Origin of the sequence: Aquitalea aquatilis, from assembly GCF_005155025.1 — a bacterium.
In the GTDB taxonomy this organism is placed as follows: Bacteria; Pseudomonadota; Gammaproteobacteria; order Burkholderiales; family Chromobacteriaceae; genus Aquitalea; species Aquitalea aquatilis.
This window is the reverse complement of sequence record NZ_CP039731.1, coordinates 3850184-3875811: the sequence shown is the minus strand read 5'-3', so window position 1 is coordinate 3875811 and position 25628 is coordinate 3850184. Positions and strand designations below refer to the sequence as shown.

25 protein-coding genes are annotated in these 25628 nt (G+C 63.1%); 2 read left to right on the top strand and 23 right to left on the bottom strand.

All coding sequences use genetic code 11. The annotated features are described in order from the left end of the window. Positions 1–30: 30 nt before the first annotated feature. From hypE to FAZ30_RS17955, 17 genes are all read right to left on the bottom strand, one after another. A complete protein-coding gene (gene hypE, locus FAZ30_RS18035; protein WP_137009993.1) occupies positions 31–1071 on the bottom strand; it encodes a hydrogenase expression/formation protein HypE in 1041 nt (346 codons plus the stop codon). Continuing rightward, positions 1068–2186 (bottom strand): hydrogenase formation protein HypD, encoded by a 1119-nt coding sequence (gene hypD / locus FAZ30_RS18030; RefSeq protein WP_137009992.1) that lies wholly within the window; start codon positions 2184–2186, stop codon positions 1068–1070. The genes hypE and hypD overlap by 4 nt, the downstream gene beginning before the upstream one ends. Further along, the gene (locus FAZ30_RS18025) at positions 2183–2419 is read right to left on the bottom strand and encodes a HypC/HybG/HupF family hydrogenase formation chaperone (RefSeq protein WP_124643806.1); all 237 of its coding nucleotides are present in this window, start codon (positions 2417–2419) and stop codon (positions 2183–2185) included. The genes hypD and FAZ30_RS18025 overlap by 4 nt, the downstream gene beginning before the upstream one ends. A 10-nt stretch (positions 2420–2429) precedes the next feature. Continuing rightward, complete coding sequence (hypF, locus tag FAZ30_RS18020) at positions 2430–4724, bottom strand: carbamoyltransferase HypF (RefSeq protein WP_205676621.1); 2295 nt, start codon at positions 4722–4724, stop codon at positions 2430–2432. A 3-nt stretch (positions 4725–4727) separates the two neighbouring features. Continuing rightward, complete coding sequence (hypB, locus tag FAZ30_RS18015) at positions 4728–5741, bottom strand: hydrogenase nickel incorporation protein HypB (protein ID WP_137009991.1); 1014 nt, start codon at positions 5739–5741, stop codon at positions 4728–4730. A gap of 75 nt (positions 5742–5816) precedes the next feature. Further along, positions 5817–6158 (bottom strand): hydrogenase maturation nickel metallochaperone HypA, encoded by a 342-nt coding sequence (gene hypA / locus FAZ30_RS18010; RefSeq protein WP_205676620.1) that lies wholly within the window; start codon positions 6156–6158, stop codon positions 5817–5819. Further along, positions 6151–7161 (bottom strand): hypothetical protein, encoded by a 1011-nt coding sequence (locus FAZ30_RS18005; protein WP_137009990.1) that lies wholly within the window; start codon positions 7159–7161, stop codon positions 6151–6153. Before FAZ30_RS18005 ends, hypA begins: the two co-directional genes overlap by 8 nt. Then, on the bottom strand, positions 7158–7637 hold the full coding sequence (gene hybE, locus FAZ30_RS18000; RefSeq protein WP_137009989.1) for a [NiFe]-hydrogenase assembly chaperone HybE: 480 nt from the start codon (positions 7635–7637) through the stop codon (positions 7158–7160). Before hybE ends, FAZ30_RS18005 begins: the two co-directional genes overlap by 4 nt. After that, positions 7634–7858: a rubredoxin gene (locus FAZ30_RS17995; RefSeq protein WP_137009988.1), complete on the bottom strand. Its 225-nt coding sequence runs from the start codon at positions 7856–7858 to the stop codon at positions 7634–7636. The genes hybE and FAZ30_RS17995 overlap by 4 nt, the downstream gene beginning before the upstream one ends. Further along, positions 7858–8721 carry a hydrogenase expression/formation protein gene (locus tag FAZ30_RS17990; protein ID WP_137009987.1) on the bottom strand — a complete coding sequence of 288 codons (864 nt, stop codon included), beginning with the start codon at positions 8719–8721 and terminating at the stop codon, positions 7858–7860. Before FAZ30_RS17990 ends, FAZ30_RS17995 begins: the two co-directional genes overlap by 1 nt. Next, complete coding sequence (locus tag FAZ30_RS17985) at positions 8718–9158, bottom strand: thioredoxin domain-containing protein (RefSeq protein ID WP_137009986.1); 441 nt, start codon at positions 9156–9158, stop codon at positions 8718–8720. The genes FAZ30_RS17990 and FAZ30_RS17985 overlap by 4 nt, the downstream gene beginning before the upstream one ends. Continuing rightward, positions 9158–9484, bottom strand: coding sequence for a HypC/HybG/HupF family hydrogenase formation chaperone (locus FAZ30_RS17980; protein WP_205676619.1), 327 nt, complete (start codon positions 9482–9484; stop codon positions 9158–9160). The genes FAZ30_RS17985 and FAZ30_RS17980 overlap by 1 nt, the downstream gene beginning before the upstream one ends. Next, complete coding sequence (gene hybD, locus FAZ30_RS17975; protein ID WP_124643814.1) at positions 9481–10086, bottom strand: HyaD/HybD family hydrogenase maturation endopeptidase; 606 nt, start codon at positions 10084–10086, stop codon at positions 9481–9483. Before hybD ends, FAZ30_RS17980 begins: the two co-directional genes overlap by 4 nt. A gap of 154 nt (positions 10087–10240) precedes the next feature. Further along, complete coding sequence (locus FAZ30_RS17970; RefSeq protein ID WP_137009985.1) at positions 10241–10537, bottom strand: HigA family addiction module antitoxin; 297 nt, start codon at positions 10535–10537, stop codon at positions 10241–10243. 189 nt (positions 10538–10726) lie between these two features. Next, the gene (gene cybH, locus FAZ30_RS17965; RefSeq protein WP_110313513.1) at positions 10727–11434 is read right to left on the bottom strand and encodes a Ni/Fe-hydrogenase, b-type cytochrome subunit; all 708 of its coding nucleotides are present in this window, start codon (positions 11432–11434) and stop codon (positions 10727–10729) included. A 194-nt stretch (positions 11435–11628) separates the two neighbouring features. Then, a complete protein-coding gene (locus FAZ30_RS17960; RefSeq protein ID WP_137009984.1) occupies positions 11629–13419 on the bottom strand; it encodes a nickel-dependent hydrogenase large subunit in 1791 nt (596 codons plus the stop codon). Continuing rightward, positions 13419–14543, bottom strand: coding sequence for a hydrogenase small subunit (locus FAZ30_RS17955; RefSeq protein WP_137009983.1), 1125 nt, complete (start codon positions 14541–14543; stop codon positions 13419–13421). The genes FAZ30_RS17960 and FAZ30_RS17955 overlap by 1 nt, the downstream gene beginning before the upstream one ends. Positions 14544–14885: 342 nt before the next feature. Between FAZ30_RS17955 and FAZ30_RS17950 the strand changes: the two genes are divergently transcribed. Together FAZ30_RS17950 and FAZ30_RS17945 are read left to right on the top strand one after the other, a co-directional pair. After that, entirely contained in the window at positions 14886–17387 is a 2502-nt protein-coding gene (locus FAZ30_RS17950; protein WP_246043377.1) for an EAL domain-containing protein, read from the top strand. A gap of 56 nt (positions 17388–17443) precedes the next feature. Then, positions 17444–18295, top strand: coding sequence for a helix-turn-helix transcriptional regulator (locus FAZ30_RS17945; RefSeq protein ID WP_124643819.1), 852 nt, complete (start codon positions 17444–17446; stop codon positions 18293–18295). A 1-nt stretch (position 18296) separates the two neighbouring features. Here the strand turns inward: FAZ30_RS17945 and FAZ30_RS17940 are convergent, their stop codons facing one another. The 6 genes from FAZ30_RS17940 to FAZ30_RS17915 all read right to left on the bottom strand — a co-directional run bounded on the left by FAZ30_RS17940 (position 18297) and on the right by FAZ30_RS17915 (position 25617). Then, entirely contained in the window at positions 18297–18878 is a 582-nt protein-coding gene (locus FAZ30_RS17940; protein WP_137009982.1) for a LysE family translocator, read from the bottom strand. 143 nt (positions 18879–19021) lie between these two features. After that, positions 19022–20308, bottom strand: coding sequence for a serine--tRNA ligase (serS, locus tag FAZ30_RS17935; protein WP_124643821.1), 1287 nt, complete (start codon positions 20306–20308; stop codon positions 19022–19024). A gap of 497 nt (positions 20309–20805) precedes the next feature. Then, the gene (locus FAZ30_RS17930) at positions 20806–22116 is read right to left on the bottom strand and encodes a replication-associated recombination protein A (RefSeq protein WP_124643822.1); all 1311 of its coding nucleotides are present in this window, start codon (positions 22114–22116) and stop codon (positions 20806–20808) included. Positions 22117–22175: 59 nt separating this feature from the next. Next, positions 22176–22784: an outer membrane lipoprotein periplasmic chaperone LolA gene (gene lolA, locus FAZ30_RS17925; RefSeq protein ID WP_124643823.1), complete on the bottom strand. Its 609-nt coding sequence runs from the start codon at positions 22782–22784 to the stop codon at positions 22176–22178. Between the two features lie 117 nt (positions 22785–22901). After that, on the bottom strand, positions 22902–23927 hold the full coding sequence (locus tag FAZ30_RS17920) for a hypothetical protein (RefSeq protein ID WP_124643824.1): 1026 nt from the start codon (positions 23925–23927) through the stop codon (positions 22902–22904). Positions 23928–24021: 94 nt separating this feature from the next. Continuing rightward, positions 24022–25617 (bottom strand): NAD+ synthase, encoded by a 1596-nt coding sequence (locus tag FAZ30_RS17915; RefSeq protein ID WP_124643825.1) that lies wholly within the window; start codon positions 25615–25617, stop codon positions 24022–24024. Between the last annotated feature and the right edge of the window lie 11 nt (positions 25618–25628).

Here is a 25628-nt window from a genome sequence, read left to right as displayed (position 1 = left end):
CCGGGTCGGTGGCTGGCGGCCTTGTTCAGCCTAGCAAATGCGCGGCAGCATTTCGCCGCTGAGCCAGTCCAGCAGGCGTTCGCCGCCAAAATCGGTTTCCACCCGGACAAACTGGTGGGCATCGGCCACCACCTGGCCGATGATGGCGGCCTGCTGCCCCAGCGGGTGGGCTTGCAGGGCGGCCAGTGCCGCCGCCGCCTGTTCTGCCGGACAGATGGCGACCAGTTTACCCTCGTTGGCGATGTAAAGCGGGTCCAGCCCGAGAAATTCACAAGCGGCACGCACGCTGGCCTGCACCGGAATGGCGTTTTCCTGCAGCCGCATGCCCACGCCGGATTGCTGGGCGATTTCGTTGAGCGTGGTGGCCAGTCCGCCACGGGTGGGGTCGCGCATCAGCCGCAGGCCGGGGCAGGCGGCCAGCAGCGCGGCGGCCAGGGTGTGCAGCGCCGCGCTGTCGGACAGGATGGGGCTGGCAAAGCCCAGCCCTTCGCGCTGCGACATCACCGCCATGCCGTGGTCGCCCAGCGTGCCGGACAGTAGGATGACATCGCCGGGGCGGGCCTGATCGCCGGACAGGTTGACCCCGTCGGCCACCACGCCCACACCGGTGGTGCTGATGAACACGCCATCGCCCTTGCCGCGTTCCACCACCTTGGTGTCGCCGGTGACGATGGCTACGCCGGCAGTACGGGCGGCGGCTGCCATGGAACGCACGATGCGCGCCAGATCGGCCAGCGGCAGGCCTTCTTCCAGAATGAAACCGGCGGACAGATACAGCGGGGTAGCCCCGCCCATGGCCAGGTCATTCACCGTGCCATGCACCGCCAGGCTGCCGATGTCGCCGCCGGGAAAGAACAGCGGGGAGATGACATGGCTGTCGGTGGCGATGGCGATGCGTCCGCCGGGCGGCGGCAGGATGGCCTGGTCATTGCCCTGTGCCAGCCAGTCGTTGGCAAACTCAGCGGCGAACAGCTCGCTCACCAGTTGCGCCATGGCGCGGCCACCGCTGCCGTGGGTGAGGTTGACCAGCCCATGCTTGAGGTCCAGCGGACGGGAATAGCTTTTGCTCATGCCGGTTGTCCTTCCACGAAGCGGCCATAGTGGTAATGGGCGGCACAAGCCCCTTCGCTGGAGACCATACAGGAACCCAGCGGATTGTCCGGATTACAGACGATGGCGAATACCTTGCAGTCCTGTGGCCGTTTCTGCCCGCGCAGGATGGCTCCGCATTCGCAGGCCTTGTGGTCCGGCACGTGGCGATAGGCCAGGGCAAAGCGCAGCTCGGCGTCGAATTCGGCAAAGTCGGGGTGGATGGCCAGTGCCGAGTGTGGCACCTGGCCCAGCCCGCGCCATTCGAAGCTGTCGCGCAGCGTCATGGTCTGCGCCACCAGGCTGCGCGCCTTGGCATTGCCCTGCGCGGTGACGGCGCGGGTGAACTGGGTTTCCACCTCGGTACGCCCGGCATTGATCTGTTCTACCAGCATGGCCACCGATTGCAGCACGTCCAGCGGTTCGAAACCGGCAATCACCACCGGCTTGGCAAACTCTGCGGCCACGGCGGCATAGGGTGCGCTGCCAATGACGGTGCTGACATGCGAGGGGCCGATAAAGCCGTCCAGCTGCACCGCATCGCCAGCGGCCAGCAGATGGCGCATGGCCGGCGGGGTGAGCACGTGGTTGCAGAACACGCTGAAATTGGCCAGCTTTTCCTGCCGCGCCTGGATAAGTGCCAGGGCAGTGGGCGGAGTGGTGGTTTCGAAGCCGATGGCAAAAAACACCACCTGCTTGTGCGGGTTATCACGGGCGATCTGCAGCGCGTCGCTGGTGGAGTAGACCATGCGCACGTCCGCGCCTTTGGCCCGCGCCTGGTACAAGCTCATCTTGTTGGAGGCCGGCACACGCAGGGTGTCGCCATAGCTGCACAGGATGACATCCGGCCGCAGTGCCAGCTCGATGGCCGAATCCACCCGCCCAATCGGCAGCACGCACACCGGGCAGCCGGGGCCGTGAATCAGCCGGATATTGTCCGGCAGCAGGCCGGTGAGGCCGTAGCGGGCAATGGCATGGGTGTGGCCGCCGCAGAATTCCATCAGCCGGTATTGCCTGTCCGGCTGCACCAGTGTGTGGATGTGGGCGGCCATGCCACGGGCGATGTCGCCACGGCGGAATTCGTCTACATATTTCATGGTGTGGCCTCGCTCTGGCTGGCCGCCAGCTGGTCCATCAAGGCCAGGGTGCGGGCGGCTTCCTCGGCATCCAGTTTGCCGATGGCGTAACCGACATGCAGGATGACGTAATCGCCTTCCTGCGGGGTGTCGATCAGGGCGACTGATACTTCGCGGCTGACGCCATCCATATCAACGACTGCCATGTCATCGGGCAGCAGTTGGCTGATTCTTACCGGCATGGCCAGGCACATGGTGTTTTCCTTATTGTTGCAGCAGGCGTTGTCTGGCTACCCAGGCTTGTCCCAGGCTGAGGCCGCCATCATTGGGTGGCAGCTGCTGTGCGGTATGGACTTGCAGTCCGGCATCGTGCAGCAGCGGCAGCAGGGTGTTCAGCAAGCGGCGATTGGCACAGCAGCCGCCGGCCAGTACCAGCTGGCGGATGCCGGTGGTGCTGGCTGCGCGTACCGCCCAGTCGGCCAGTGCATGGGCCAGGGTGGCGTGCCACAGGCTGGCGATGGCCACCGGGTCGCTCAATTGCAGCAGTTGCCGCGCCAGCGGGGCGAGGTCGAGCAGATTGGCCGGTGATACCTGCCAGCCAGCGGCCAGCGGGGCGCAGTCTGCGGCCAGCGCTTCCAGCTTTTGCGCGGCCTCGCTTTCGAAGCTTTGCACCGGGCACAGTCCGGTGAGGCCGGCAATGGCATCAAACCAGCGCCCCATGCTGGTGGTGTCCGGGCAGTTGAGCCCGGTTTCCAGCTGACGCAACAGCTGCGGCAGGCCGGCTTGTTCGGCCAGATGCGGCGGCAGCGGCAGGTCGGGGCAATGGCGTTGCCGTAAACCCACGGCCATGCGCCATGGCTCGCGCGCCGCCTTGTCGCCGCCGGGCAGCGGCAGTGGACTGATATGCCCCATGCGTTCGCAGCTGGCACCTTCCAGCATCATCAGTTCGCCACCCCAGGCACCACCGTTCTTGCCCAGACCATAACCATCCAGTGCCAGCCCCAGCAGCGGGCCGTGCAGGCCGTGTTCGGCCATGACCGCCGCCAGATGGGCATGGTGGTGTTGTACAGGCAGCAAGGGAATGCCCAGCCGCTGCGACCATTGCTGCGCCAGCTGGCTGGAAAAACTGTCGGGCTGCAAGTCGCAGGCGATGGCTTGCGGTGCCACGCCGGTGAGGTCGAGCAGATGCTGCGCCGTCTGTTCCAGCGATTCGCAGCTGAGCGGGTGATCCAGATCGCCCACATGCTGCGAAACAAAGGCTTGCGGGCCGCGCAATACGCTGACCGTGGTCTTGAGATAAGCCCCCAGCGCCAGCACATCCGGGCCGTCTTCGGCCAGTGGCAGCGGATCGGGCACAAAGCCACGGGCGCGGCGATAGAACAAGGGTTGGCCGGCCTGCACCGCCAGCACGCTGTCGTCGCAGCGGGTGACGATGTTGCGGTTGTGCAGCAGGAAAACATCGGCCACCTTGTTCAGCCGCTCGCGTGCTTCCTGATTGCTGGTGACGATGGGTTCGCCGGACAGGTTGGCGCTGGTCATCACCCAGATGCGTTCGCAAGGCTGACGACGCCAGTCGTGGCCCGCCGGGCGGCCTAGCGCCTGGTAGAACAGCAGCCACTGCAGCGGGGTATACGGCAGCATCACGCCGATGCAGCCAATGCCGGGGGCGATGTCTGGCAGCAGTTGGTCGGCACAGGCTTTCTTCTGCAGCAGCACGATGGGCCGCTCCGGGCGCAGCAGCCAGGCGGCTTCGGCCGGGCTGACTTCACAGAAGGCGCGCACGGAATCGATATTCAGCGCCATCACCGCCAGCGGCTTGCCGGGGCGATGCTTGAGCTGGCGCAGCCGCGCCACGGCTTCGGCGCTGGTGGCATCGCATACCAGGTGAAAACCACCCAGGCCCTTCATGGCGATGCTGCGGCCCATTTGCAGGATCTGCCAGGCACCGTGCACCGGGTCGCCCTTCAGCGGCTGGCCGAAGCGGTCGGTCAGTTGCAGCTGCGGGCCGCACTCCGGACATGCCGTGGGTTCGGCATGAAAGCGGCGGCTGTGCGGGCTTTGGTATTCGCTGCGACACGCCGGGCACAGCAGGAAGGGCAGCATGCTGGTGTTGGCGCGGTCGTAGGGCAGGCGATGGGTAACGGTATAGCGCGGGCCGCAGTCGGTGCAGTTGATGAAGGGGTAGCGATAGCGGCGGTCATCGGGGTTGAACAATTCGTTCAGACAGGCCGGACAGGTGGCGCTGTCGGCCGGCAGCTGCGCGTGGGTGATGCTGCCGCTGCTGTCGCGGATTTCAAACGGCCCGGCCTCGGGCAGTGGGTCCAGCAGGCTTTGCTGCAGGCTGTCTATCTGCGCCAGCGGCGGCAGATCGTGCTGCAGCTGGTGGCGAAAGGCGGCCAGCTGGCTGCTGCTGCCCTGCAGTTCAATGGTGACGCCTTCGCCGGTATTGTGCACAAAGCCGGACAGGCCCTGGGCCTGGGCGGTACGCCAGATGAAGGGGCGGAAACCTACCCCCTGTACCCGGCCCCGCACGGTAAGGCGCAGTCTTTGTGTGGGCATGATTCAGCTACGCTCCTGCAACTGCTGTTCCAGCGCGGCAATGTGCTGGCGCAGCCGTGCCACTTCGCGCTGTTTCACCAGCTGCGCTTCGTTCATTTCCAGCAGCAGCCAGTCTATCCACAAGTCCATGCCGTCGCCGCTCTTGCTGGATAGCTGTAGCACCTTGATTTTCGGGTTGATGCGGCGGGCATTGGCGATGCACACGTCCACATCGAAATCCAGATGGCGCAGCAGGTCGATCTTGGTCAGCAGCATCACGTCGGCGGCGGCAAACATATCGGGGTATTTGAGCGGCTTGTCCTCGCCCTCGGTCACCGACAGGATGGCCACCTTGTGCGCCTCGCCCAGATCGAAGGCCGCCGGGCATACCAGATTGCCGACGTTTTCGATCAGCAGCAGGCTGTCGTCGGCCGGGTTCAGTTGCTCCAGGGCCTGGCCCACCATGTGGGCGTCCAGATGACAGCCCTTGCCGGTGTTGATCTGGATGGCCGGCGCACCGGCAGCACGGATGCGCTCGGCGTCGTTGCTGGTTTGCTGGTCGCCTTCCACCACATACACCAGGGTGTCGCGGCCCAGCTGGCGGATGGTTTCGGCTAGCAGGCTGGTCTTGCCCGAACCGGGGCTGGACACCAGATTGAGCGCAAAGATGCCACGGTCGCGCAGCCACTGCCTGTTGGCTGCGGCATAGCCATCGTTTTTCGACAGGATGTCCTGCTCGATTTTCACCATGCGTGCCTGGCTCAGCCCCGGTGCATGGGCGTGCGCCGCGCCCTGGCCATAGTGCAGCGCCGCACCGCCAGCCTGCTGGCTGAGGGCGGGCTGGTGTTCCTGCGCGCCATGCGGTTTGGCCTGATGCGGGTGGTGGGCATGGTCATGATGCTGGTCGTGGTCGTGGTCGTGGGAATGGCCATGATCATGAGAATGCGCATGGTGCGAGCGATAGGGAAACTTCACGCCGCCGGGAGCCCGGCCTTCAATCTTCACATTGCCTTTGCTGCAGCCGCAAACGGTACACATTGCTGCCTCTCCTTGATTTTTCGTTCTGATGGCAGCGGCCAGTGGCCGCCTGCCGGTATCCATTGCACTGCTTGTTTATTCCACTTCCAGTTCGCTGACGCGCATTTCGTCGCCACCGCTCACTTGCACCTGATGCTTGCCGCACAAGGGGCAGGCATCGAAGCGGGCGTGAATGGCCACGCTCTGGCTACAGGCCAGGCACCAGCCGCTACCCGGCTGGCGCACAAAGTGAAAGCGCGCCCCGTCGGCCAGCGTGTCGCGGCTGACTACGTCCAGGCAGAACTCCAGCGCCTCGGCTTCCACGCCGGCCAGCTCGCCTATGCTCAGCCATACCTGCTTTACCCGGCTGAAATCCTGCGCCTTGGCCTGGTCTTCCAGTAACTGGATGATGCCTTCGGCCAGTGACATTTCATGCATATTCCACATCCTTGCTTACGCTGTACGGCACACAGGGGTCGATCAGGCTGATCTGCCGCTGCCATTCTGCGGCAGTGGCGTCAGCCAGAAAACCCAGACTTACCCTGAGCACCCCTTCCGGGTGGGCGTGCCACAAGGTGGGCGGCACCACCCGGTAACGGCTGATGCGGCCGCTGGCATCCAGTGCCGCCAGATGCAGCAGCGGGCCGCGCGCGGTTTCCACCAGCGCCAGCGCACCATCGGCCAGGCTGGCGACACTGCTGTGCAATAGCGCGCCATCCAGCCAGCGTGCCAGTTGCAGCAGCCGCGCCAGCAATCGCGCCTGTGGCAGCAGGCCGGCAGCCAGCAGGCCGGGCAGTTGTGGCGCTTCGCGTGCCAGCGCGCCCACTTCCTGCGGCTGACCCTGCCACACCGGCCCGCCGGGACGCAGCCAGTCGGCCAGATGGCTGGCCAGTGCGGCGGCATCCAGTGCTGGCAGCAGCGGGCAAGCCGGCAGTGTTTGCTGCAGTGTGGCCAACCAGCGCGCAGGCGCCGTGGCTCCTTGTTGCAGCCAGGCTTGCCAGCCGGCCTCGCCGCGTTGCAGCCAGTGGCGGCAGTCTTCGCCGTAAACAAAATCTTCGGCCAGTGCGCGCAGTGCCGGCAAGTCGCGGGCGGCGCGCCAGCGTGCCATCCAGGCTGCGTCTGCCGGGCGGCCATCGAATGCCTGCGCCCAGTCCAGCAGCAGCTTGCGCAGTGTTTCGCGCACGGCTTCCAGCGTGATGCTGCTGCGCTGCTCCGGGCTGACGCTGACCGGCAGGCCAGCGGCCTGTTGTAGCACCAGTTGTGCAGCCAGGGTTTGGGCTCGGGCACACAGGGCAAACAGCAGGGGCGTGGTGTGCACCGCCTGCGCTGCGCTCTGGCCGATGAACACCCGCTCAGCCTCCAGCCGTGGCCAGCTTACCGATACGGCCTGGCCCTTGTCCTTGTTCTGGCTCAGGAGAATGCGGATTGCGTCCTGTTTCATTTGCCCAGCCCGAACAGACGACGCCGCGACAAGTCCGGCGCGGCGGCTTGCGGGGCGGGGAATAGCAGTTTCAGCACCTCCAGCGCGGTGGCGCGGGCGCTGTCCTGGTCGGCAAACTGCAGTACCGGCGAAAACAGCGAACACAGCCGGTAATCACCCAGCGCGGCTTCATGGCCGGCCATGAAGGGCAGGGCATCGCCGGGCAGGGCAATCACGGTTTCGCCGGTCGGTGGCACTGCGGGCAGGCTGTCGGCTTCCGCCGGCAGTAGCAGCAGGTTCATGAACCAGGGCGTGAGCAGCACTCCGACCCACAGCCGGCCTTGCGGGCCATCCCATAGCTGGAAGCCGATGGCCTCCACCTGCAGCGCCGGGTTGAGGATGGGAATGCCCTGCATGCGGGTGGCGGCGATATCGCGGAACAGCGCCTCCAGCTGCGGGGCGGGCGTGGCCGCAAAGGGCTGCGTGCAAGGGTTCATGTTGGTTCGGCCAGTACCATGAACTGATCGCGTGCGCCGTCGCACTCCGGGCAGCGCCAGTGCTCCGGCAGGGTGGAAAACGGTGTGCCGGGCGGAATCTGCCACACATCGTCGCCCAGCGCCGGGTCGTACACCCACCAGCAGATCTTGCACTCCATGCGGGCATCGTCGGCGAGGCTGGCATCGCGGCCCAGGTAGGAGCCTTCGAAGCGGCCGTCCATCAGTATTCTCCCTGCAGCCACTGCCAGGCTTCCTGCAGGCGGTCCAGCGAGTCGGCCAGATCATCCTCCGAGGCCAGCGCCACTTCCGGAATGCGGGTGATTTCCAGGGTATCCAGCAAGATGGCGTTCATGCCGTTGAAGTACTGCACGCGCCAGACATTGGCGAGCGAGGTGGCCATGACGCGGCATTTGCCGTAGCCACGCGAGAACACGCCGCTATTGCCCGGCCCGAGGAGGGCATCCAGGCAGTCCATGTCTTGCGGGCTCATCGGCAGCAGGGAAAAGTTGATGATGTGGGCCTCGTCGCCGGGGTTTTGCATGGCGGCGGCGATTTCGGTCAGCACCGGGCCGGCATTCATCAATTGATCGGGCAGGGTGGGGATATCCAGCTGCGGCCGGCCAAAGGCCTGCGCCGCCTGCCACACCGCTGCCGGAATCGGACAGGCTTCGATGCGGTCGGCCAGCAGCTGGCCATCGGCGCTGCTTTCCAGCACGCGCCAGACGCCGGCGAACACCGATTCCTGCATGTCCAGTTCGCGGCCGTCCAGCAGCTTCACCCGGCAGGAGACTTCGCCTTCGCCCAATAGCTGGTTGATCAACTGGCGGTTGGCCACATCCAGCGTGCTGATGTCCTGCACCGGGTAAGCCTCGGCATCGCCCTGGTAGCCCTGCAACTGGGTGATCAGCGCGGCGATCACCTGTTTGGCAGCATGCAGGTGTTCCACTTCTTCCGAGGTGGGCAGGGTGGGCTGGTCGAAGCTGTCGATTTCACGCGGCAGCGGCATATAGGCCAGATCCGGGTCTTCCGCTTGCGAACCGGGGCCAAGGCCGACCACGGCGACGGGGAAGGGCTTGATATTCATGCGCAACCTTTCTCACTGTTGGCGCTGGTCACGGCAATGCCGACCGAAGGCGGGCGACGGGTGGGGGCGGTGAGCTTGTCGGCAAAGGCATGCACGATGTCCGGCCAGTCTTGCAGGCCGGCGATGATGCCCACGTATTCGCCCTGGCGCAAAAACAGCAGGGCGGGAAATTTCAGGATGCCGTAGCGCTTGGCAATGGCCTGGCTGGCCGGCAGGTCGGCATAGGCGACGCGGAAGGTGTCGGCGGGAAACTCGCGCAGCACTTCCGGCACGATGACGACATTGTCCAGCACCTCGGGATATTTGACCGGGTCGGCGTTCAGCATCACGATCAGGTGGGGCGTGGTAGCGGCTAGGCTGTCCAGGCCAGCGGCGTCGATTTGCGCGTAGCCGGTGGCGGCCAGCCGCTCCAGCAGATTGTCTTGCGGGGTGGACATCAGGAAGTCTTCCTTTGTGCGTCAAATTGCGCTTGCAGATGCGGTGGCAGTTGCGGCTCGCGCTGATTGAGGTCGGCCAGATGAATGCTTGGGTCGAAGCGGCCGTTCATGGCGGCATCCAGCGCCGCCAGCGCGTCCAGGATGTCGGCCGCCTGTTGCGGGCTGAGCACTTCGCGTGCCGCACCGGTAAACACCAGCAGCCAGTCGCCGGGCTGCACCTCGCCCACCAGCGACAGGTCGACGCTTTGCCAGCGCTCGCCCTGGCGGCAGTCAGCCACCAGTCCGTGGCAGCGCTCTACCTGCATGGGAATGCCCAGGCACATCATTGTTCTCCCAGCACACGGCCATCGCCGATGCGACAGGCCGTTGCGGCTGACGGACGTTCGTCTTCATAGCGCTGCATGTCGAGGCTGGCATGGTTCAGCCGCTCACCATCCTGTCGCGGTGCCAGCGACACGCCCCACTGCTGCAATTGCTCCACCGCCAGGGTGAGGGCCGGCTCCAGCCGGGCGCGTACCGGCGCGGTCAGGCTGCCGCCATAGTCTTCCAGCTGCACCGGCTGCACGCCGATCAGCACGATGCTGGCCGGCAGATTGCCCTTGAGGTCGGCCAGCGCCAGCACCTCGGAAAAGCCGGTCTGGTGCAGGCTCATTTTCTTGGCGGTGAGGTAGGCCGGCACGGCGTCGTCGCGGTAAACCTTGAGCGTGCCCGGTTCCAGGCCGAAATCGATGGCATCGAACAGGATCAGCCGGTCGGCTTCTTCGACATAGGGCAAGAGCAGCAGCCCCTGGGTGCCGCCGTCGACCACCTCGACATTGGCCGGCAGCTGATAGCGGGCATAGAGCTGTTCGGCCGCACGGACGCCAAAGCCTTCGTCGGCCCAGAGCAGATTGCCCAGCCCCATGATGATGATGTTGTCGGTATGCATGCTGTGATGGCCCTGTAACGGAGTTGGTTACAGATCAAGTTTCGTGCCAGCGTGACTGTCGGGTGAAAAGCATGCGAAATCAGCGCTTTGTCGGCATGCCCCTGTCGGGTGCAAGGACATGCTGGTGGCAAATGGAAAGCGAAGTGGAAACTTGCTATGCAGTGGGTGAATGGCGTTGCCGCCGCAGTAGGCGGCGTGCTTGGGCCAGGTCCCAGGCGCTTTGCAGCGCCATCCAGAACTGCGCATCCTGCCCGAACAAGCAGGCCAGCCGGATGGCGGTGTCCGGGCTGATGCCGCGCTTGCCGGCAATCAGCTCGTTCAGACGGCGACGGGAAATGCCCAGCCGGCGTGCGGCTTCGGTCTGGCTCAGTCCGGCCGGGGCCAGAAAGCGGCTATCCAGAAAACGGCCGGGGTGCAGCGGGGTGCGGGCACTGACGAGCGGGGTGGTCATGGTGGCGGGCTGGGTTTTGGGTGGCTTGCGGGTGGGGAGGTTTGCTACCAGTGCAAGACTGGCGGCGGTTTAATGAACCCCACGATCTGGACGGGGAAAAGAAAACGTCCGGGACAAGGCGCGCCGACGCAGACAGTACACTGAGTACGGCAAGGAGGCGCAACGCGGTAGCGGACGTTTTCCCTCTTCTTAATCCTTGAACATGCGGAAACCGCTGATCATGGTCGATACCATACTCTGCTTGGACATGATGTCCTCGCGGATCGCCGCATACACATGGATCATCACGAACAGGATGATGGACCACATGCCCAGCCGGTGCCAGTTGTGCACGGTGAGGCTATTGCCGCCAAAGGCGGAAATCACCCAGCCAAAAGCCTGATAGGCCCAGCTCTTGGTGCCCAGACCCTCGCCATACAGCGCAAAGCCGGAAAAGCACATGAACACGGCCACCCACAGGAAGGTGGCCATGGCGATCTGCCCCACCGGATTGTGGCCGATGTATTTTTTCGGGTAGCGCTCGATAAACAGATACCAGCGCACTTCGAAGAAAAATTCCTTCCACCAGGCCTTGTCCCACACCGGCACCAGAATGATCTCGCGCGCATGGTGATTGCCCACCAGCGCCCAGTACAGCCGGCCGATCAGGCCAATGGCCAGAATGTAGCCGGCGGTGAAATGGGCAAAGCGGATATAGCCCATGACGAAGTTGAAGGTGGCCTCACCCGGTACCGAGGGCAGGGGTTTGCCGATCAGATAACCGGTGACCGACAGGGTGATGATGCACAGCACCGTCACCCAGTGCCACAGACGCACCGGTGCCTCATACACATAGACGGATGTGACCTTGCGGCCCAGGCCCTGTGGGGCGTTGCCGTCGAAGCCGTAGCTTTTCATGCCGAATCTCCTGTTTTCCTGCCGCACCGCCACGCTGCCGGACATCCCGGGAGTGATGCGCACCCCGGCCAACGTGGCGGTCGATCAGGAAGTTCGCCCGTATGGCCTGCGGGGGGAGCGAGGCCATGTGGACTGGTCAATCGTCGCCTTGCCAGCCGTTCCGGGGGAATGGGCAGGCCGGCGCAGCGACGAACTCAACGTACTTTCACGCTTACCAGCTCGCCGCCGTCCGCGCCGATCACATGGGTGGAGCAGGCCAGGCAAGGGTCGAAGCTGTGCAGGGTGCGCAGGATTTCCAGCGGCTGATCCGGCACCGCCATCTTGGTACCCATCAGCGAAGCCTCGTAAGCGCCGATCTGGCCCTTGGCATCGCGCGGGCCGGCGTTCCAGGTGGTGGGCACCACGCACTGGTAGCTGTCGATGCGGGTGTCGGCAATCTTCAGCCAGTGGCCCAGCGCGCCGCGCGGTGCTTCGGTAAAGCCCACGCCCTTGGCGGCTGCCGGCCAGCTGGCCGGGTCCCATTTCTCCACATTGGCCGTCGCGGTGTCGCCGTTCTTGATATTGCTGATCAGGCGGTCGAAGAAGTAGCGCATCTTGTTGGCAGCCCAGGACGATTCCAGCGCGCGCGCGGCGGTACGGCCCAGGGTGGAGAACAAGGCTTCCTTGGGCGCGCCCAGCGTGTGCAGCAGCTTGTCGATCGGCTCCTTGAATTCCGGCTTGTTCTGGTGGTAGCCGATCAGGTAGCGCGCCAGCGGACCCACTTCCATGGCGTGGCCCTTCCAGCGCGGCGACTTGATCCAGGAGTACTTGGCCGATTCGTCCAGCTGTTCGATGCGGGTCTTGGTTCCCTTGTGATTGGCACCCAGCTCGAATTTGGGCGCGGTAATGCCATCGAAAGGATGCAGGCCCTTGCTGTCGTCGCCATAGCTGTACCAGCTGTGGGTGACGAATTCCTGGATTTCATCCGGGGCATACAGGTCGATTGGGTGGATTTCGTTGAACTTGCCGTTGATGATGGCGCCACGCGGCAGCAGCAGGCTGCTTTCGCTGTAGTCATTGGCATGGTCGGGGAAATCACCGTAGGACATCACGCTCTGGCTGGCCAGGCCGCCACCGATGGCTGCCCAGTCCTTGTAGAAGCCGGCAATGGCGATGACGTCCGGAATGTACACCTGTTCGCAGAAGGTGATGGTGCGGTCGATGATCTGCGATACCAGATTCAGCCGCTCCATATTGATGGCGCCCACTGCGCCTACATCATCGATATTGATGGCGCAGGGCATGCCGCCCACCAGCCAGTTGGGGTGGGGGTTCTTGCCGCCGAAGATGGTGTGGATCTTGACGATTTCCTTTTGGAAATCCAGCGCTTCCAGATAGTGGGCCACCGCCATCAGGTTGGCTTCCGGCGGCAGTTTCATCGCCGGGTGACCCCAGTAGCCGTTACGGAAGGGGCCCAGCTGGCCGGATTCGACAAAGCGCTTCAGCCGCGATTGCAGGTCACGGAAATAGCCGGGGCTGGACAGCGGCCAGTCGGAAATGCTCTGTGCCAGTTCGCTGGTTTTCTTCGGGTCGGCCTTCAGCGCCGATACCACGTCCACCCAGTCCAGTGCGTGCAGGTGATAGAAGTGCACCAGGTGGTCGTGCACATACAGCGCCGCCTGCATGATGTTGCGGATCAGGTTGGCGTTTTCGGGAATCTTGATCTTGAGCGCATCTTCCACCGCGCGCACCGAGGTCAGTGCGTGGGTGCCGGTGCACACGCCGCAGATGCGTTCGACAAAGGCCCAGGCGTCACGCGGGTCACGGCCCTTGAGAATCACTTCCAGGCCGCGCCACATGGTGCCGGTGGAGACGGCATTAGTGATGATGTTGTTGCTGTCGATGTTCACTTCGCAGCGCAGGTGACCTTCGATGCGAGTCACCGGGTCCACCACCACGCGGCGGCCGCTATTGTCCAGGGTAAAACCTTGGGTCTGGTAGGACATCAGACATTCTCCTCGTTCTTGTCTTTATTCTGGGCGGGGGCGGCGGCGTCCAGCGGCTGCAGATCCTGCTTTTTCAGCATGGTGCTCTTGATGGCGCTGACGGCGGCATGGGCGGCAATGGCAGCCCCGGCGGTACCGGCCACGGCAAAGCCGATCTTGTCGGCATTGGCTTCCACGCCGAATTGCGGAATCGAAGTGACGCGGTCGTAGAAGGAGCCCTTGTCCCAGAAGCCTTCTTCCGAGCAGCCGATACAGCCGTGACCGGACTGGATGGGGAAGGACACGCCGTCGTTCCAGCGTACGGTGGAGCAGGCGTTATAGGTGGTGGGGCCTTTGCAGCCCATCTTGTACAGGCAGTAGCCCTTGCGCGCGCCATCGTCGTCCCAGCTCTCGACAAACTGACCAGCGTCAAAGTGTGGGCGGCGATAGCATTTATCATGGATGCGCTGGCCGTAGAACATCTTGGGCCGGCCCTGGCGGTCCAGTTCAGGAATCTTGTCGAAGGTCACCATATAGGTGATGACGGCCGCCATGACTTCCGGAATCGGCGGGCAGCCCGGCACCTTGATCACCGGCTTGTCCAGAATCACCTGGTGTACCGGCGTGGCGCGGGTGGGGTTGGGTTTGGCGGCCTGCACGCAGCCCCAGCTGGCACAGGAACCCCAGGCGATCAGTGCCTTGGCATCGGCCGATACGCGCTTGAGTTTTTCCACGAAAGGTTCGCCACCGGGGAAGCAGAACATGCCATCCTCGTTCAGCGGCGGGTTGCCTTCCACGGCAACGATGTAATTGCCTTTGTGGTTCTTGATCAGGTCGTCAAGAATGGCTTCGGCCTGATGTCCGGCGGCCGCCATGATGGTGTCGTCGTAATCCAGCGAGATTAGCGACAGGATGGCGTCCTTGGCCAGCGGGTGGGCCGAGCGGATGAAGGACTCGGTACAACAGGTGCACTCCAGGCCGTGCAGCCAGATGACCGGCACGCGTGGCTTGGTTTCCAGTGCGTAGGCAATGCGGGGGACGAAGGCTGAGCCCAGGCCCAGCGAGGTGGCGGTCAGGCTGCAGAACTTAAGAAAGCTGCGCCGAGTCACGCCCTGGCGACGCATGGCTTGATAGAAAGTCTCCATGTGTTTACGCTCCTCCATGCCATGCATATGGCATTCGATGTGTTTTCTTGTTGTGCCGGATCGTTTTTTTGAGATCTGTCCGGACAGGCTGGCGGTGTTGCAACCTGACCAACGCTTTCAATATCCGTGCCAGAGCGGTGCCATGAAAAAATGTCGATAAAACAGTGGTTTGGCAGGAGCGTGCGGGCGAGTGGGTGTAAACTTGCTTTGCAGTTTGCTGGCAAAGTGGAAAACAAGCGCGATACGCAGAATGCATTAAATGCAGCTGGTTTGCCCTTTGGATGTTAAGTAATAAATGTATAATGCCGTTGTTGTGAACGCTAAATTGCTTACAGGTGTCCGATGATGTCCCCGCTGATGCAGCCAATAGAGCAGATTGCCTCGACTGATATTCTCAGTTGCACGCCGGAGACGCTTATCCATCAGGCGGCCAACCTGATGGTGCAGTCCGGCTGTGGCTCCATCGTGGTGTTTGCCGCCGCTGGCGAGCCTGTGGGCATCTGGACCGAAACCGATGCGCTGGCAGTCGATCTGGATGACGCGGCGGCGCGCTGCCGCCCGATCAGCGAGGTGATGAGCCAGCCGGTGGTGACACTGGCGCACCATCTGAGCGTGCACGATGTGCTGGGGCAGTTTCGCAGCCAGGGCATCCGCCATGCGCTGGTAGAGAAGGACGGGGCGATTGTCGGCCTGGTGTCGCTGTCGGACGTGGTGCTGTGTCAGGGCACCGAAGCCTTTCTCGGGCTGAAGCGGCTGGATGGCATCCTGGCACCGCCGGCGGTCATCCTGCAGGCAGGCGACAATCTTTCCGCCGCACTCTCCAGCATGCGCGAACAGCAGCTGACGGCACTGGGTGTACAGTTTGCCGATGGCAGCTACGGCATCCTCACCCAGCGCGATGTGGTGGGCATGGTGGCCGGCGGGCAGGGCGATGTGGAGCTGGGCAGCATCTGTACCCGCCCGGTGATCGGCGTGGCCAGCAGCAGCAGCCTGCTACAGGCGCGACGGGTGATCCTGCAGCATCAGATCCGCCATCTGGCGGTATTCGATGCCGAGCAGAAACTGGTGCACATCATCGGCTTTCGCGAAATCATCCAGAGCATAGAACACGAATTCCTGCTGGAACTGCATGGCGCGCTGCGCGAGCGCGACGAGGCCTTGTTGCAGTCGCGCCAGAGCCTGCTGCTGGCGGACAAGGTGTTCGAAGCCACCATGGAAGGCATTGTCATTACCGATGGCAATGGCTTTATCCAGTCGGTCAATCCCGCGTTCAGCCGCATCACCGGCTACTCGCGCGAGGAGGCCATCGGCAAGACGCCGGCCTTGCTCAAGTCCGGCAAGCAATCTCCCGAATTCTACGAATACCTGTGGCGCTGTCTGCGCCACGACGGCTTCTGGCAGGGCGAGGTGGTGAACCGGCGCAAGAACGGCCTGCTGTACACCGAACACCTCAGCATCACGGCAATCCGCGACGAACGCGGCGAGTGCCTGCATTATGTGGCGGTGTTTTCCGACATCACCCAGCGCAAGCAGGCCGAGGAACGGCTGCATTTCCTGGCCAACCACGATGCGCTGACCGGCCTGCCCAACCGCACGCTGTTCATCGAAAAGCTGCAATCGGCGGTGGAGCAGGCCCGGCAGTTTGATCGCCGTTTTGCCTTGCTGTTCATCGATCTGGACCGTTTCAAAATGGTGAACGACACCCTGGGCCACCATGCCGGCGACGAGCTGCTGATGCGCATCGCCAGCGAGTTGCAACGCATCGTGCCCAATCTGTCCACCGTGTCCCGCCTGTCGGGTGACGAATTCACCGTGCTGCTGGAAAACGTGGTGACGGTGCAGCAAGTGGCCAGCCGGGCGCAGAGCATTCTGGATGCGATTTCGGCCGAATCCACCGTGGCCGGGCAGGGTGTGTTCATCTCGGCCAGCATCGGCATCAGCATGTTCCCGGAAGACGGTGCCATGGCCGATGCCTTGCTGGTGAATGCCGACACCGCCATGTACCGGGCCAAGGAGCGCGGCAAGAACAATTTCCAGTTCTACACCGCCGACATGAATGCCCGCGCCATCGAGCGGCTGAAAATGGAATACAGCCTGCACCGCGCACTGGCGCAGGACGAGCTGGAAGTGTGGTATCAGCCCAAGGTGGAGCTGGCTTCCGGCCGCATCATCGGTGCCGAGGCGCTGTTGCGCTGGCACCATCCCGACCTGGGGCTGATTTCGCCCGGCCAGTTCATTCCGATTGCCGAGGAAAGTTCGCTGATCACCAGCATGGGCGACTGGGTGCTGGATACCACCTGCGCCGCCATCCGCCGCTGGCGCGATGCCGGCCTGCTGCAAGGGCGCATCGCGGTCAATGTGTCCGGCCGCCAGCTGAAGTATTCCAGCATCGTCGACAGCGTGGCGCAGGTGCTGGAACGTCACAGCCTGCCCAGCAGTGCGCTGGAACTGGAAATCACCGAAAGCGTGGCGATGGATGAAGACAGCGGCATGGTCGAGGTGCTGCACCGCTTGCAGGCGCTGGGCATTTATCTGTCCATCGACGACTTCGGTACCGGCTATTCCAGCCTGTCCTATCTCAAGCGCCTGCCGGTGCGCGGCCTGAAAATCGACCAGAGCTTCATCATGGACCTGCATCAGGACCGCGACGATGCCGCCATCACCCAGGCCATCATCTCGATTGCCCGCAGTCTGGGGCTGGAGCTGGTGGCCGAAGGGGTGGAGCTGGAAGAGCAGCGCCGCTTCCTGCTGGAGCAGGGCTGTGACTGCGGTCAGGGCTATCTGTTCAGCCGACCGGTGCCGGGCAGCGAGTTCGAGGCGCTACTGCGACAACAAGCGGGCTGAGTGATGGGCGACAGCGCGGCTTGTCGCTGCTGCCTGTGCTGCATTATGCTGGGCAGATGCCCAGATCCGTCTCCCCCAACCCGGAAGTCATGCCCGCCGCGCCACTGTTCTGGCGCGATCCGCAGTTGCCATTTCTGGAAATCCGCAGCGTGCCGGATGGCAGGCAGGTGTGCTATGCCCGCCATTCGCACGAGCACTTTTCCATCGGAGCCATTACCGGCGGCAGCAGCACTTATCTGAGCCTGCAAGACCGTTACCGCGTGGGCCGTGGCAGCGTGGTGCTGATGAATCCGGGTGATGTCCACGCCTGCAATCCCATAGCCGACCAGCCCTGGTCTTATCACATGCTGTATGTCGATACGCCGTGGCTGGCCGGGCTGCAAGCCGAACTGGGGCTGAGTGCCAATCAGGATTTTCATGGTTTCCAGCTCAGGCTGAGCGAGGACCCCGGCTTGTATCGTGGCCTGCTGCAACTGGTGGCCGCCTGCCATGCTGGCGCGGGTGGTTTGCTGGGCCGGCAGGAAACGGCCACGGCCTTTTTTACCGATTTGCAGCAGCCATGGCCAGCCGAGCGCCGTACGGCTGCACCGATACACCCGCGGCTGCAACTGGCGGCCGACTACATCAACGACCACTACGCCGACGACATCAGCCTGCAGGCTATCTGCAGCGCCTCCGCCTTGTCCGCGTCCTACCTGATTCGCGCCTTTCGCCAGCGCTATCACATGACGCCGCACGAATACCTGCTCAACCGGCGCATCCAGCGCGGCAAAAGCCTGTTGCGCAGCGGCCAGCCGATTGCCCAGGTGGCGCAGGCTTTAGGTTTTGCCGACCAGGCGCATTTCCAGCGCACTTTCAAGCGGCTGGTGGCAGCCACGCCCGGTCAGTACTGCCGCAGCGTGGGCTGAATCACTCCAGCAGCAAATAGAGCGCGCTGCCCGCCAGCAACAGGGCCAGCAGGCGGTTAAACAGCCGCATGCGTGGCGGATGGCGCAGCAGCCCTTGCAAGCGCGCACCGGCCCAGGCCCAGCAGGCAATCGACAGGTAACAGACAACAAAATAGATGGCGGCAAACTGCCACACCAACTGTGCTTCGCCATGGCTGACAAACGCCCCCATGCCGGCCAGCGAAGCCAGCCAGGCCTTTGGGTTCAGCCATTGCATCAGCGCGCCGTAAAGAAACGAGGGCTGCCGCTGCTGCGCACCCAGTTCGCCACTGGTGCGGGCGAGTTGCCAGGCCAGGTAAAGCAGAAAGCCCACCCCGGCATACTGAATGAAGCGGCTGGCCTGTGGCTGGCCTGCCAGCAAGCCGGCCAGTCCCAGACCAGTAAGCAAGAAGAGCAGGGTAAAGCCGATGGTGGCACCGCTGACATGGCGCAGACTGGGCCAAAAGCCGTGACTGACCCCACAGCCGAAAGCCACGATATTGACCGGGCCGGGCGAAATGGAAGCCGCCAAGGCAAAGGCGGCCATTGACAGGAAAAGCTGCATGGTAATCCTTCGGGATGAACAAGGCCCCGAAGATAAAGCCGGCCAGCCAGCGGGTATTGAACAAAATCACCCTGTGTGTCGGCGCTGGGCAAGAAAAAACCGGAAGCAAGCTCCCGGTTTTTGTCTGAGGTGCAGATGGCTGCTTAGCCGCCGATCTTTTCCTTGCCGCCAAAGTAGGGACGCAGTGCAGTGGGGATGGTCACGCTGCCGTCGGCGTTTTGGTAGTTTTCCAGTACCGCCACCAGGGTGCGACCCACGGCCAGGCCGGAGCCGTTCAGCGTGTGCAGCAACTGGTTCTTGCCGTTTTCGTCCTTGAAACGGGCCAGCATGCGGCGCGACTGGAAGGCTTCACAGTTGGAGCAGCTGGAGATTTCGCGGTAGGTGTTCTGCGCCGGCAGCCATACCTCGATATCGTAGGTTTTGGCCGCGCCAAAGCCCATGTCGCCGGTGCACAGGGTAATCACGCGGTAGGGCAGTTCCAGCGCCTTCAGGATGTTTTCGGCGTGGCCGACCATCTCTTCCAGTGCGGCATAGGAATGGTCCGGGTGCTCGATGCGCACCATTTCCACCTTGTCGAACTGGTGCTGGCGAATCATGCCACGGGTGTCACGGCCATAGCTGCCGGCTTCGGAGCGGAAGCAAGGCGAGTGGGCGGTGAGCTTGAGCGGCAGGTCTTCCATTTTCAGGATGCTGTTGCTCACGGTGTTGGTCAGGGTGATTTCCGAGGTGGAAATCAGGTACTGGTCTACCGTGCCTTCTTCGCCACCCTTGGTCACCTTGAACATGTCTTCGGCAAACTTCGGCAGCTGGCCGGTGCCCAGCAAGGCGCTGTCGTTGACGATGTAAGGGGTGTAGTGCTCGGTATAACCATGCTCGCCGGTGTGGGTGTTCAGCATGAACTGCGCCAGTGCGCGATGCAGGCGGGCGATGTCACCCTTCAGCACGGTGAAGCGGGCACCGGACAGCTTGGCACCGGTGTCGAAATCCAGGCCCAGCGGGGTGCCGATGTCGACATGGTCTTTTACTTCAAAGTCGAACTGGCGCGGCACGCCGACACGGCGCACTTCCACGTTGTCCGACTCGTCCTTGCCTGCCGGCACCGATTCGTGCGGCAGGTTGGGAATGCTCATCAGCAGGGCGTCCATCTTGGCCTGCACCGCTTCGAAAGCGGCTTCGGCTGCCTTCAGTTCATCACCCACATTGGCCACTTCGGCCATGATGGCGGACACATCTTCGCCCTTGCGCTTGGCTTCGCCAATTTGCTTGGAGGTGGCATTGCGGCGCGATTGCAGTTCCTGCATGCGGGTTTGCAGCGCCTTGCGGTCGGCTTCCATTTCCACGAAAGCGGCGGTGTCCAGAGTGTAGCCACGGCTGGCCAGGCGGGCAGCGACGGCGTCCAGGTCGTTACGGAGCGATTGAATGTCTAGCATGGAAAATCCTGATGGTATTTAAGTGTCTTGCTTGTTCCGGGCTTGCTGATCCGGCGGCTGTGTCTTGTTGGCGGTCTTGCCGACCGCTTGGCGAAACTGGCGCTGCCTTGCTGTATTGCGGTACCTGCCATGCTGGCGGCGGTTTTACCCGCGAGTACAGTGTCTGATGCCGGGTGTTGCAAGCGTGCAGACATCATACAGCGTGCTGCAATGCGCAAGTGTACCGGCAAGCGACAGGCTTTGTCCTGCCTGTTGCAGGCCAAACGCGCATTATAAGCGCTGCAAGCAGGCTTGTAGATGCTGACAGGCGACCTGCTTTGCGGGAGAAGGCGGCCAGGAGGTAGGGGCGTATTGTTCTGCGGTGGTTGGCGTGTTGGGCAGCAAATTGCGGCACGCCGGGTAGGCCTTGGTGGTCAATCTGGTGTCTACATCTGCTACTCAATAAGCGAGTGGTGTCATAAGTTATTGAAATATTGCGCATCTTCAGCCTGATATTTCTACTTCTTACCAGCCTCTTCATCCCACTTCTTCAGCAGGGCAAGCTTTTCACCAATCTTGATTTCCAGCCCGCGCGGTACCGGCTGGTACCAGCCCGGCTCCGGCATGTCATCCGGCAGATAGCTTTCGCCGGCGGCGTAGGCATTGGGCTCGTCATGGGCATAGCGGTATTCGTGGCCGTAGCCCAGTTCTTTCATCAGCTTGGTGGGGGCATTGCGCAGGTGTACCGGCACCGGGCGGCTCTTGTCCTGCTTCACGAAGGCGCGGGCCTGGTTGTAGGCCATGTAGCCGGCATTGCTCTTGGCGGCCACGGCCAGATAGATGGCGGCCTGCGCCAGCGCCAGTTCGCCTTCCGGGCTGCCCAGCCGTTCGAAGGTGGCGGCCGCATCATTGCAGATCTGCATGGCGCGCGGGTCGGCCAGGCCGATGTCTTCCCAGGCCATGCGCACCAAGCGGCGTGCCAGATAGCGCGGGTCTGCGCCGCCATCCAGCATGCGGGTGAGCCAATACAGCGCGGCATCCGGGTTGGAGCCACGCACCGATTTGTGCAGGGCAGAAATCTGGTCGTAAAAGGCGTCGCCGCCCTTGTCGAAGCGGCGGGCGTTGACGCTGAGCACTTCGGCCAGAAAGTCCTGGGTGATCTGGCTGGTTTTGCGGGCCAGCGCGGCGGTGCGGGTTTGCTCCAGCAGATTGAGAAAGCGTCGTGCATCGCCATCGGCGTAGCCGCTGAGGGCGGCGATGGCCTGCTCGTCAAACTCCAGGCCGTCCAGTGCGCCCTTGTCACGCGCTCGCTGCAATAACTGCACCAGTTCGTCTTCGCTCAGGCTGTTCAGTACATAGACCTGGGCGCGCGACAGCAGGGCGGAGTTCACCTCGAACGACGGGTTTTCCGTGGTGGCACCAATAAAGGTGAGCAGGCCGGATTCGACAAAGGGCAAAAAGGCATCCTGCTGGCTTTTATTAAAGCGGTGCACTTCGTCGACAAACAGGATGGTGTGGCGGCCGGAGCGCTGTAGCGCGGCATGGGCCTGTTCCACCGCGTCGCGGATGTCCTTTACGCCAGAGAAGACGGCCGACAGCGGGATGAACTCGGCATCGAAGCTGCCGGCGAGAATGCGCGCCAGCGTGGTTTTGCCGACGCCGGGCGGGCCCCACAGAATCATCGAGTGCAGGGTGCCGGATTCCACTGCCAGCCGCAGTGGCTTGCCGGGGCCGATCAGGTGCTGCTGGCCGATGACCTCGGCCAGCGACGCCGGGCGCAAGGCTTCGGCCAGCGGTTTTTTCGCTTCCTGGGCAAACAGATCATTCATGGCGGCTAATACGGCAGGGGGAAGCCGCTGAGTATATCAGCACTGGGCGGGGCGCTGCCTCAATCACCACTGACCACGTCCACGCCCTTGGGGGCGGTGAAGCTGAAGTGGCTGGCTGAGAGCGCCGGGTTCTTTTGCTGGGCGCTGAAGCGGATGCGGGTGTTGTTGCCGAAGCTGTCGGTCAGCTCCATTTCCACCAGCATCTTGTTGCTAAAGCCCATGCGGATGGCGTTGAAGGTATTGTCGGCCTTTTTCGGGCTGGCACTCAGCCATTCCACTTCGCCCTGTTTGCCGGCTTCTTTCAGGACATAGTCACGCTCGATGGCATTGTTGCCGGCCAGCAGTGCCGCCGGACTGGAGCCCAGTGCGCCGTCCAGGTTCTTGCGGGTGACCTGAGACAGGTCCTTGTCGTAGATCCACAGCGTTTTGCCATCGCCGACAATCAGCTGCTCGTAGGGCTTGTTATAGCTCCAGCGGAATTTGCCGGGGCGGGAGATTTCCAGCGTGCCGCTGGCTTCTTCGCGCTTGTTTTTGGAACTGACCAGCTGGTTGAAGTTGGCGGACAGGGTTTTGGTGTCGCTGACAAAGGCCTTGAGCTGGGCGATGGCGCTGGCATGGGCCGGCACGCTCAGCAGGGTGGCCAGTAAGGCCAGGGCAATTTTTTTCATGGGAATCCTTGGAGCAGGCCGCCAGGGCTTGCGCTTGCGTGAGTACAGTGCAGCACAGTGTGACAGCAAGGCAGGCGGGGGGTTCTGCCTTTGCTGTTAAGGAGTATGGCGCAGCGCTTACTGCTGCTCCGGCTCCTGCAGCCCTTTCAGCCATTGCGGCTTGGGCAGCTTGTCGTAGTCGATGATGCTGGCTGCAGTCGGCTGATGTACAAACGCCGGCTTGCCGTGATTGCTGTAGCGCAGGTGGATGTAAGCCTCACCACGCAGTTGCGGGGTATTCAGCTCCACGCTCTGGTTGACGCCCAGCAACTGGCCGCGACGGTTGGCATACAGATGCGATACCGACTTGCTCAGCGGCTGCTCGCTGGCCTTGCTCTTGGTCAGTTCGCGTACCAGTTGCAGCAGTTGTTCGGCTTGCTTGCCGTCTTGCGGGCGGCCATTGCGTTCGGCTTGCTGGGTGACTACCTTGGCCAGGCCGTCCAGCACGTGCAATAGCACCTGGTTTTCCTGCTGCGGGCTCATGGCAATGCGCAGCTGATAGCTGGCACCCAGCTCTTTGGCGGTGGCGTCCAGCGTTTCCAGCGCAAATGCCTGCTGGTCGACCTTGCCATAGCCTTCGTCGACCAGGCCGGGCAGGGCTTGCAGCATGGCGTCCAGCGGTATCTTGCCGGCAATGTCCGGCGGCAGCTGGAAGCGGACAAAGCGCGGCTGCTCGCTGTGCAGCTCCGGTACGAACAAGTCAAAGGCCGAGGGATCGACCAGCAGCGAAAAGTCCTGCAGGTTCAGCTCCAGCGGCAGGGTGACGCTGGCTTGCAGATTGCGCCGTTCGAAGCGGAAGGCCGGGATCAGCTCCATGCGCTTGCTGGCCTGATCAACCGCACCGGTGACCGATACCTTGGTGGAGCGGGCGACTTCGTTGATGGTGTAGCGCAGTTGCGGCTTGGCATCGTCCTCGCTACTGCCGTGCAGGGCGGTGAAGCCCAGCTCGCCACTGAAGTTGTAGCTGGCGTGTTGCAGGTTTTCGCGCAGCACCTGGCGGGTGGCCAGATCGGCGGGTTTGCCGGCCAGCGGGCTGGCGCAGCCGCCGAGCAGGGCAAGGGCTGTGACAAGGGGCAGGGTGGCCAGGGCGGGGCGGAGTTTCATGGGGCTTTCCGGAAATGACAAGAGGATGGCGCGCAGCTTGGCATGGCTGGCGAGGTGTGGCAAGCAGGCTGGGTCTGCCTGCCACACCCCGGTGTCAGCTGAACTTGTTGGTGATGGGGTAGCGCCAGTCCTTGCCAAAGCCGCGGCGGGTGACGCGCGGGCCAACCGGTGCCTGGCGGCGCTTGTATTCGTTGATCTTGAGCAGGCGCACTACCTTGCGCACATCGGCCTCGGCAAAGCCGTCGGCAATGATCTCTTCTGCCGACAGGTTTTCCTCCACATAGCGTGCCATGATGGCGTCCAGTACCTCGTAGGGCGGCAGGCTGTCCTGGTCTTTCTGGTCCGGGCGCAGCTCGGCCGAGGGCGGGCGGGTGATGATGCGCTCCGGAATCACCTCTCCCTGGGTATTGCGCCAGCGGCACAGGGCAAACACCAGGGTCTTGGCCACGTCTTTCAGTACGGCGAAGCCACCGGCCATATCACCGTACAGCGTGCAGTAGCCGGTGGTCATTTCCGATTTGTTGCCGGTGGTCAGCACCAGCTTGCCGCTCTTGTTGGACAGCGCCATCAGCAAGGTGCCGCGAATGCGCGCCTGCAGGTTTTCTTCGGTGGTGTCTTCCGCCAGACCGTTGAAATTGGCCGCCAGTGCATTCATGAAGCTTTCGTACATCGGCCAGATTTCGATTTCGTCATACTTCACGCCCAGCCGGCCAATCATGTCACGCGAGTCGATCACCGAGATATCGGCGGTATAGCGCGAGGGCATCATCACCGCGTGCACCTTGTCTGCGCCCAATGCATCCACCGCCACGGCCAGCGTCAACGCCGAGTCGATGCCACCGGACAAGCCCAGCAGCACGCCGGGGAAGCCGTTCTTGGTGATGTAGTCGCGCACGCCCACCACCAGCGCCTGGTAGACGCTTTCCAGCTCGCCCGGCAGCGCGGCCTTGGCCGGTGCGGCTTGCAGGTCGCCGGCGTTGAAGTCGATCAGCAACAGTTCGTCGCCATAGGCGCAGGCCTGGGCCACCACTTCGCCCGCCTTGTTGGTGGCGAAGGACGCGCCGTCGAATACCAGTTCGTCCTGGCCGCCCACCAGATTGACATAGGCAAACGGCAGGCCGGTTTCCTCGGTACGGTAACGCACCACCTCGTGGCGGGTTTCGATCTTGTTGCGGTGGAAGGGCGAGGCATTCAGCACCAGCACCACATCCGCACCGGCGTCGGCGGCTTCTGCCGCCGGGTCAACCGACCACACATCCTCGCAGATCAGCACGCCCACCTTGTGCTCACCCTGCTGGAACACCAGCGGCATGGCACCGGGGGTAAAGTAGCGGCATTCGTCGAATACCTCGTCATTGGGCAGCAGCATCTTGTGATACTGGCCCAGCCGGTTACCATCGCGCAGTACCGTGGCGGCGTTGAAGCGCTCGTGACCCAGCTTGACCGGATGGCCAATCACCAGCGTAATGCCATCCAGCTCCAGCAACTGGTCCATGGCGGCGGAGCAGGCGCGATAAAAGCTGTCGCGCAGCAACAGGTCTTCCGGGCTGTAGCCGGTGAGCGCCAGCTCCGGCGTCACCAGAATGTCGGCGCCCTGCGCCATGGCAGCCTGGGCCAGATCGAGAATTTTTCGGGTATTGCCGGCGATATCGCCAACAATCGGGTTGAACTGAGCGAGCGCAATACGCATGTTGAACATAA

Coding starts and splice junctions, on each gene's coding strand:
- FAZ30_RS17970 (WP_137009985.1), bottom strand. CDS start 10,537: ATGACCACCCCGCTCGTCAGTGCCCGCACCCCGCTGCACCCCGGCCGT.
- FAZ30_RS17985 (WP_137009986.1), bottom strand. CDS start 9,158: ATGTCCACCCCGCAAGACAATCTGCTGGAGCGGCTGGCCGCCACCGGC.
- hypB (WP_137009991.1), bottom strand. CDS start 5,741: ATGTGTACCGTTTGCGGCTGCAGCAAAGGCAATGTGAAGATTGAAGGC.
- FAZ30_RS17930 (WP_124643822.1), bottom strand. CDS start 22,116: ATGAATGATCTGTTTGCCCAGGAAGCGAAAAAACCGCTGGCCGAAGCC.
- FAZ30_RS17990 (WP_137009987.1), bottom strand. CDS start 8,721: ATGAATATCAAGCCCTTCCCCGTCGCCGTGGTCGGCCTTGGCCCCGGT.
- FAZ30_RS17955 (WP_137009983.1), bottom strand. CDS start 14,543: ATGGAGACTTTCTATCAAGCCATGCGTCGCCAGGGCGTGACTCGGCGC.
- FAZ30_RS17950 (WP_246043377.1), top strand. CDS start 14,886: ATGATGTCCCCGCTGATGCAGCCAATAGAGCAGATTGCCTCGACTGAT.
- hypE (WP_137009993.1), bottom strand. CDS start 1,071: ATGAGCAAAAGCTATTCCCGTCCGCTGGACCTCAAGCATGGGCTGGTC.
- hybE (WP_137009989.1), bottom strand. CDS start 7,637: ATGAACCCTTGCACGCAGCCCTTTGCGGCCACGCCCGCCCCGCAGCTG.
- FAZ30_RS17960 (WP_137009984.1), bottom strand. CDS start 13,419: ATGTCCTACCAGACCCAAGGTTTTACCCTGGACAATAGCGGCCGCCGC.
- cybH (WP_110313513.1), bottom strand. CDS start 11,434: ATGAAAAGCTACGGCTTCGACGGCAACGCCCCACAGGGCCTGGGCCGC.
- hypF (WP_205676621.1), bottom strand. CDS start 4,724: ATGCCCACACAAAGACTGCGCCTTACCGTGCGGGGCCGGGTACAGGGG.
- FAZ30_RS17915 (WP_124643825.1), bottom strand. CDS start 25,617: ATGCGTATTGCGCTCGCTCAGTTCAACCCGATTGTTGGCGATATCGCC.
- FAZ30_RS18025 (WP_124643806.1), bottom strand. CDS start 2,419: ATGTGCCTGGCCATGCCGGTAAGAATCAGCCAACTGCTGCCCGATGAC.
- hypD (WP_137009992.1), bottom strand. CDS start 2,186: ATGAAATATGTAGACGAATTCCGCCGTGGCGACATCGCCCGTGGCATG.
- lolA (WP_124643823.1), bottom strand. CDS start 22,784: ATGAAAAAAATTGCCCTGGCCTTACTGGCCACCCTGCTGAGCGTGCCG.
- FAZ30_RS18005 (WP_137009990.1), bottom strand. CDS start 7,161: ATGAAACAGGACGCAATCCGCATTCTCCTGAGCCAGAACAAGGACAAG.
- FAZ30_RS17945 (WP_124643819.1), top strand. CDS start 17,444: ATGCCCAGATCCGTCTCCCCCAACCCGGAAGTCATGCCCGCCGCGCCA.
- FAZ30_RS17995 (WP_137009988.1), bottom strand. CDS start 7,858: ATGGACGGCCGCTTCGAAGGCTCCTACCTGGGCCGCGATGCCAGCCTC.
- serS (WP_124643821.1), bottom strand. CDS start 20,308: ATGCTAGACATTCAATCGCTCCGTAACGACCTGGACGCCGTCGCTGCC.
- FAZ30_RS17980 (WP_205676619.1), bottom strand. CDS start 9,484: ATGATGTGCCTGGGCATTCCCATGCAGGTAGAGCGCTGCCACGGACTG.
- hypA (WP_205676620.1), bottom strand. CDS start 6,158: ATGCATGAAATGTCACTGGCCGAAGGCATCATCCAGTTACTGGAAGAC.
- FAZ30_RS17920 (WP_124643824.1), bottom strand. CDS start 23,927: ATGAAACTCCGCCCCGCCCTGGCCACCCTGCCCCTTGTCACAGCCCTT.
- FAZ30_RS17940 (WP_137009982.1), bottom strand. CDS start 18,878: ATGCAGCTTTTCCTGTCAATGGCCGCCTTTGCCTTGGCGGCTTCCATT.
- hybD (WP_124643814.1), bottom strand. CDS start 10,086: ATGCATACCGACAACATCATCATCATGGGGCTGGGCAATCTGCTCTGG.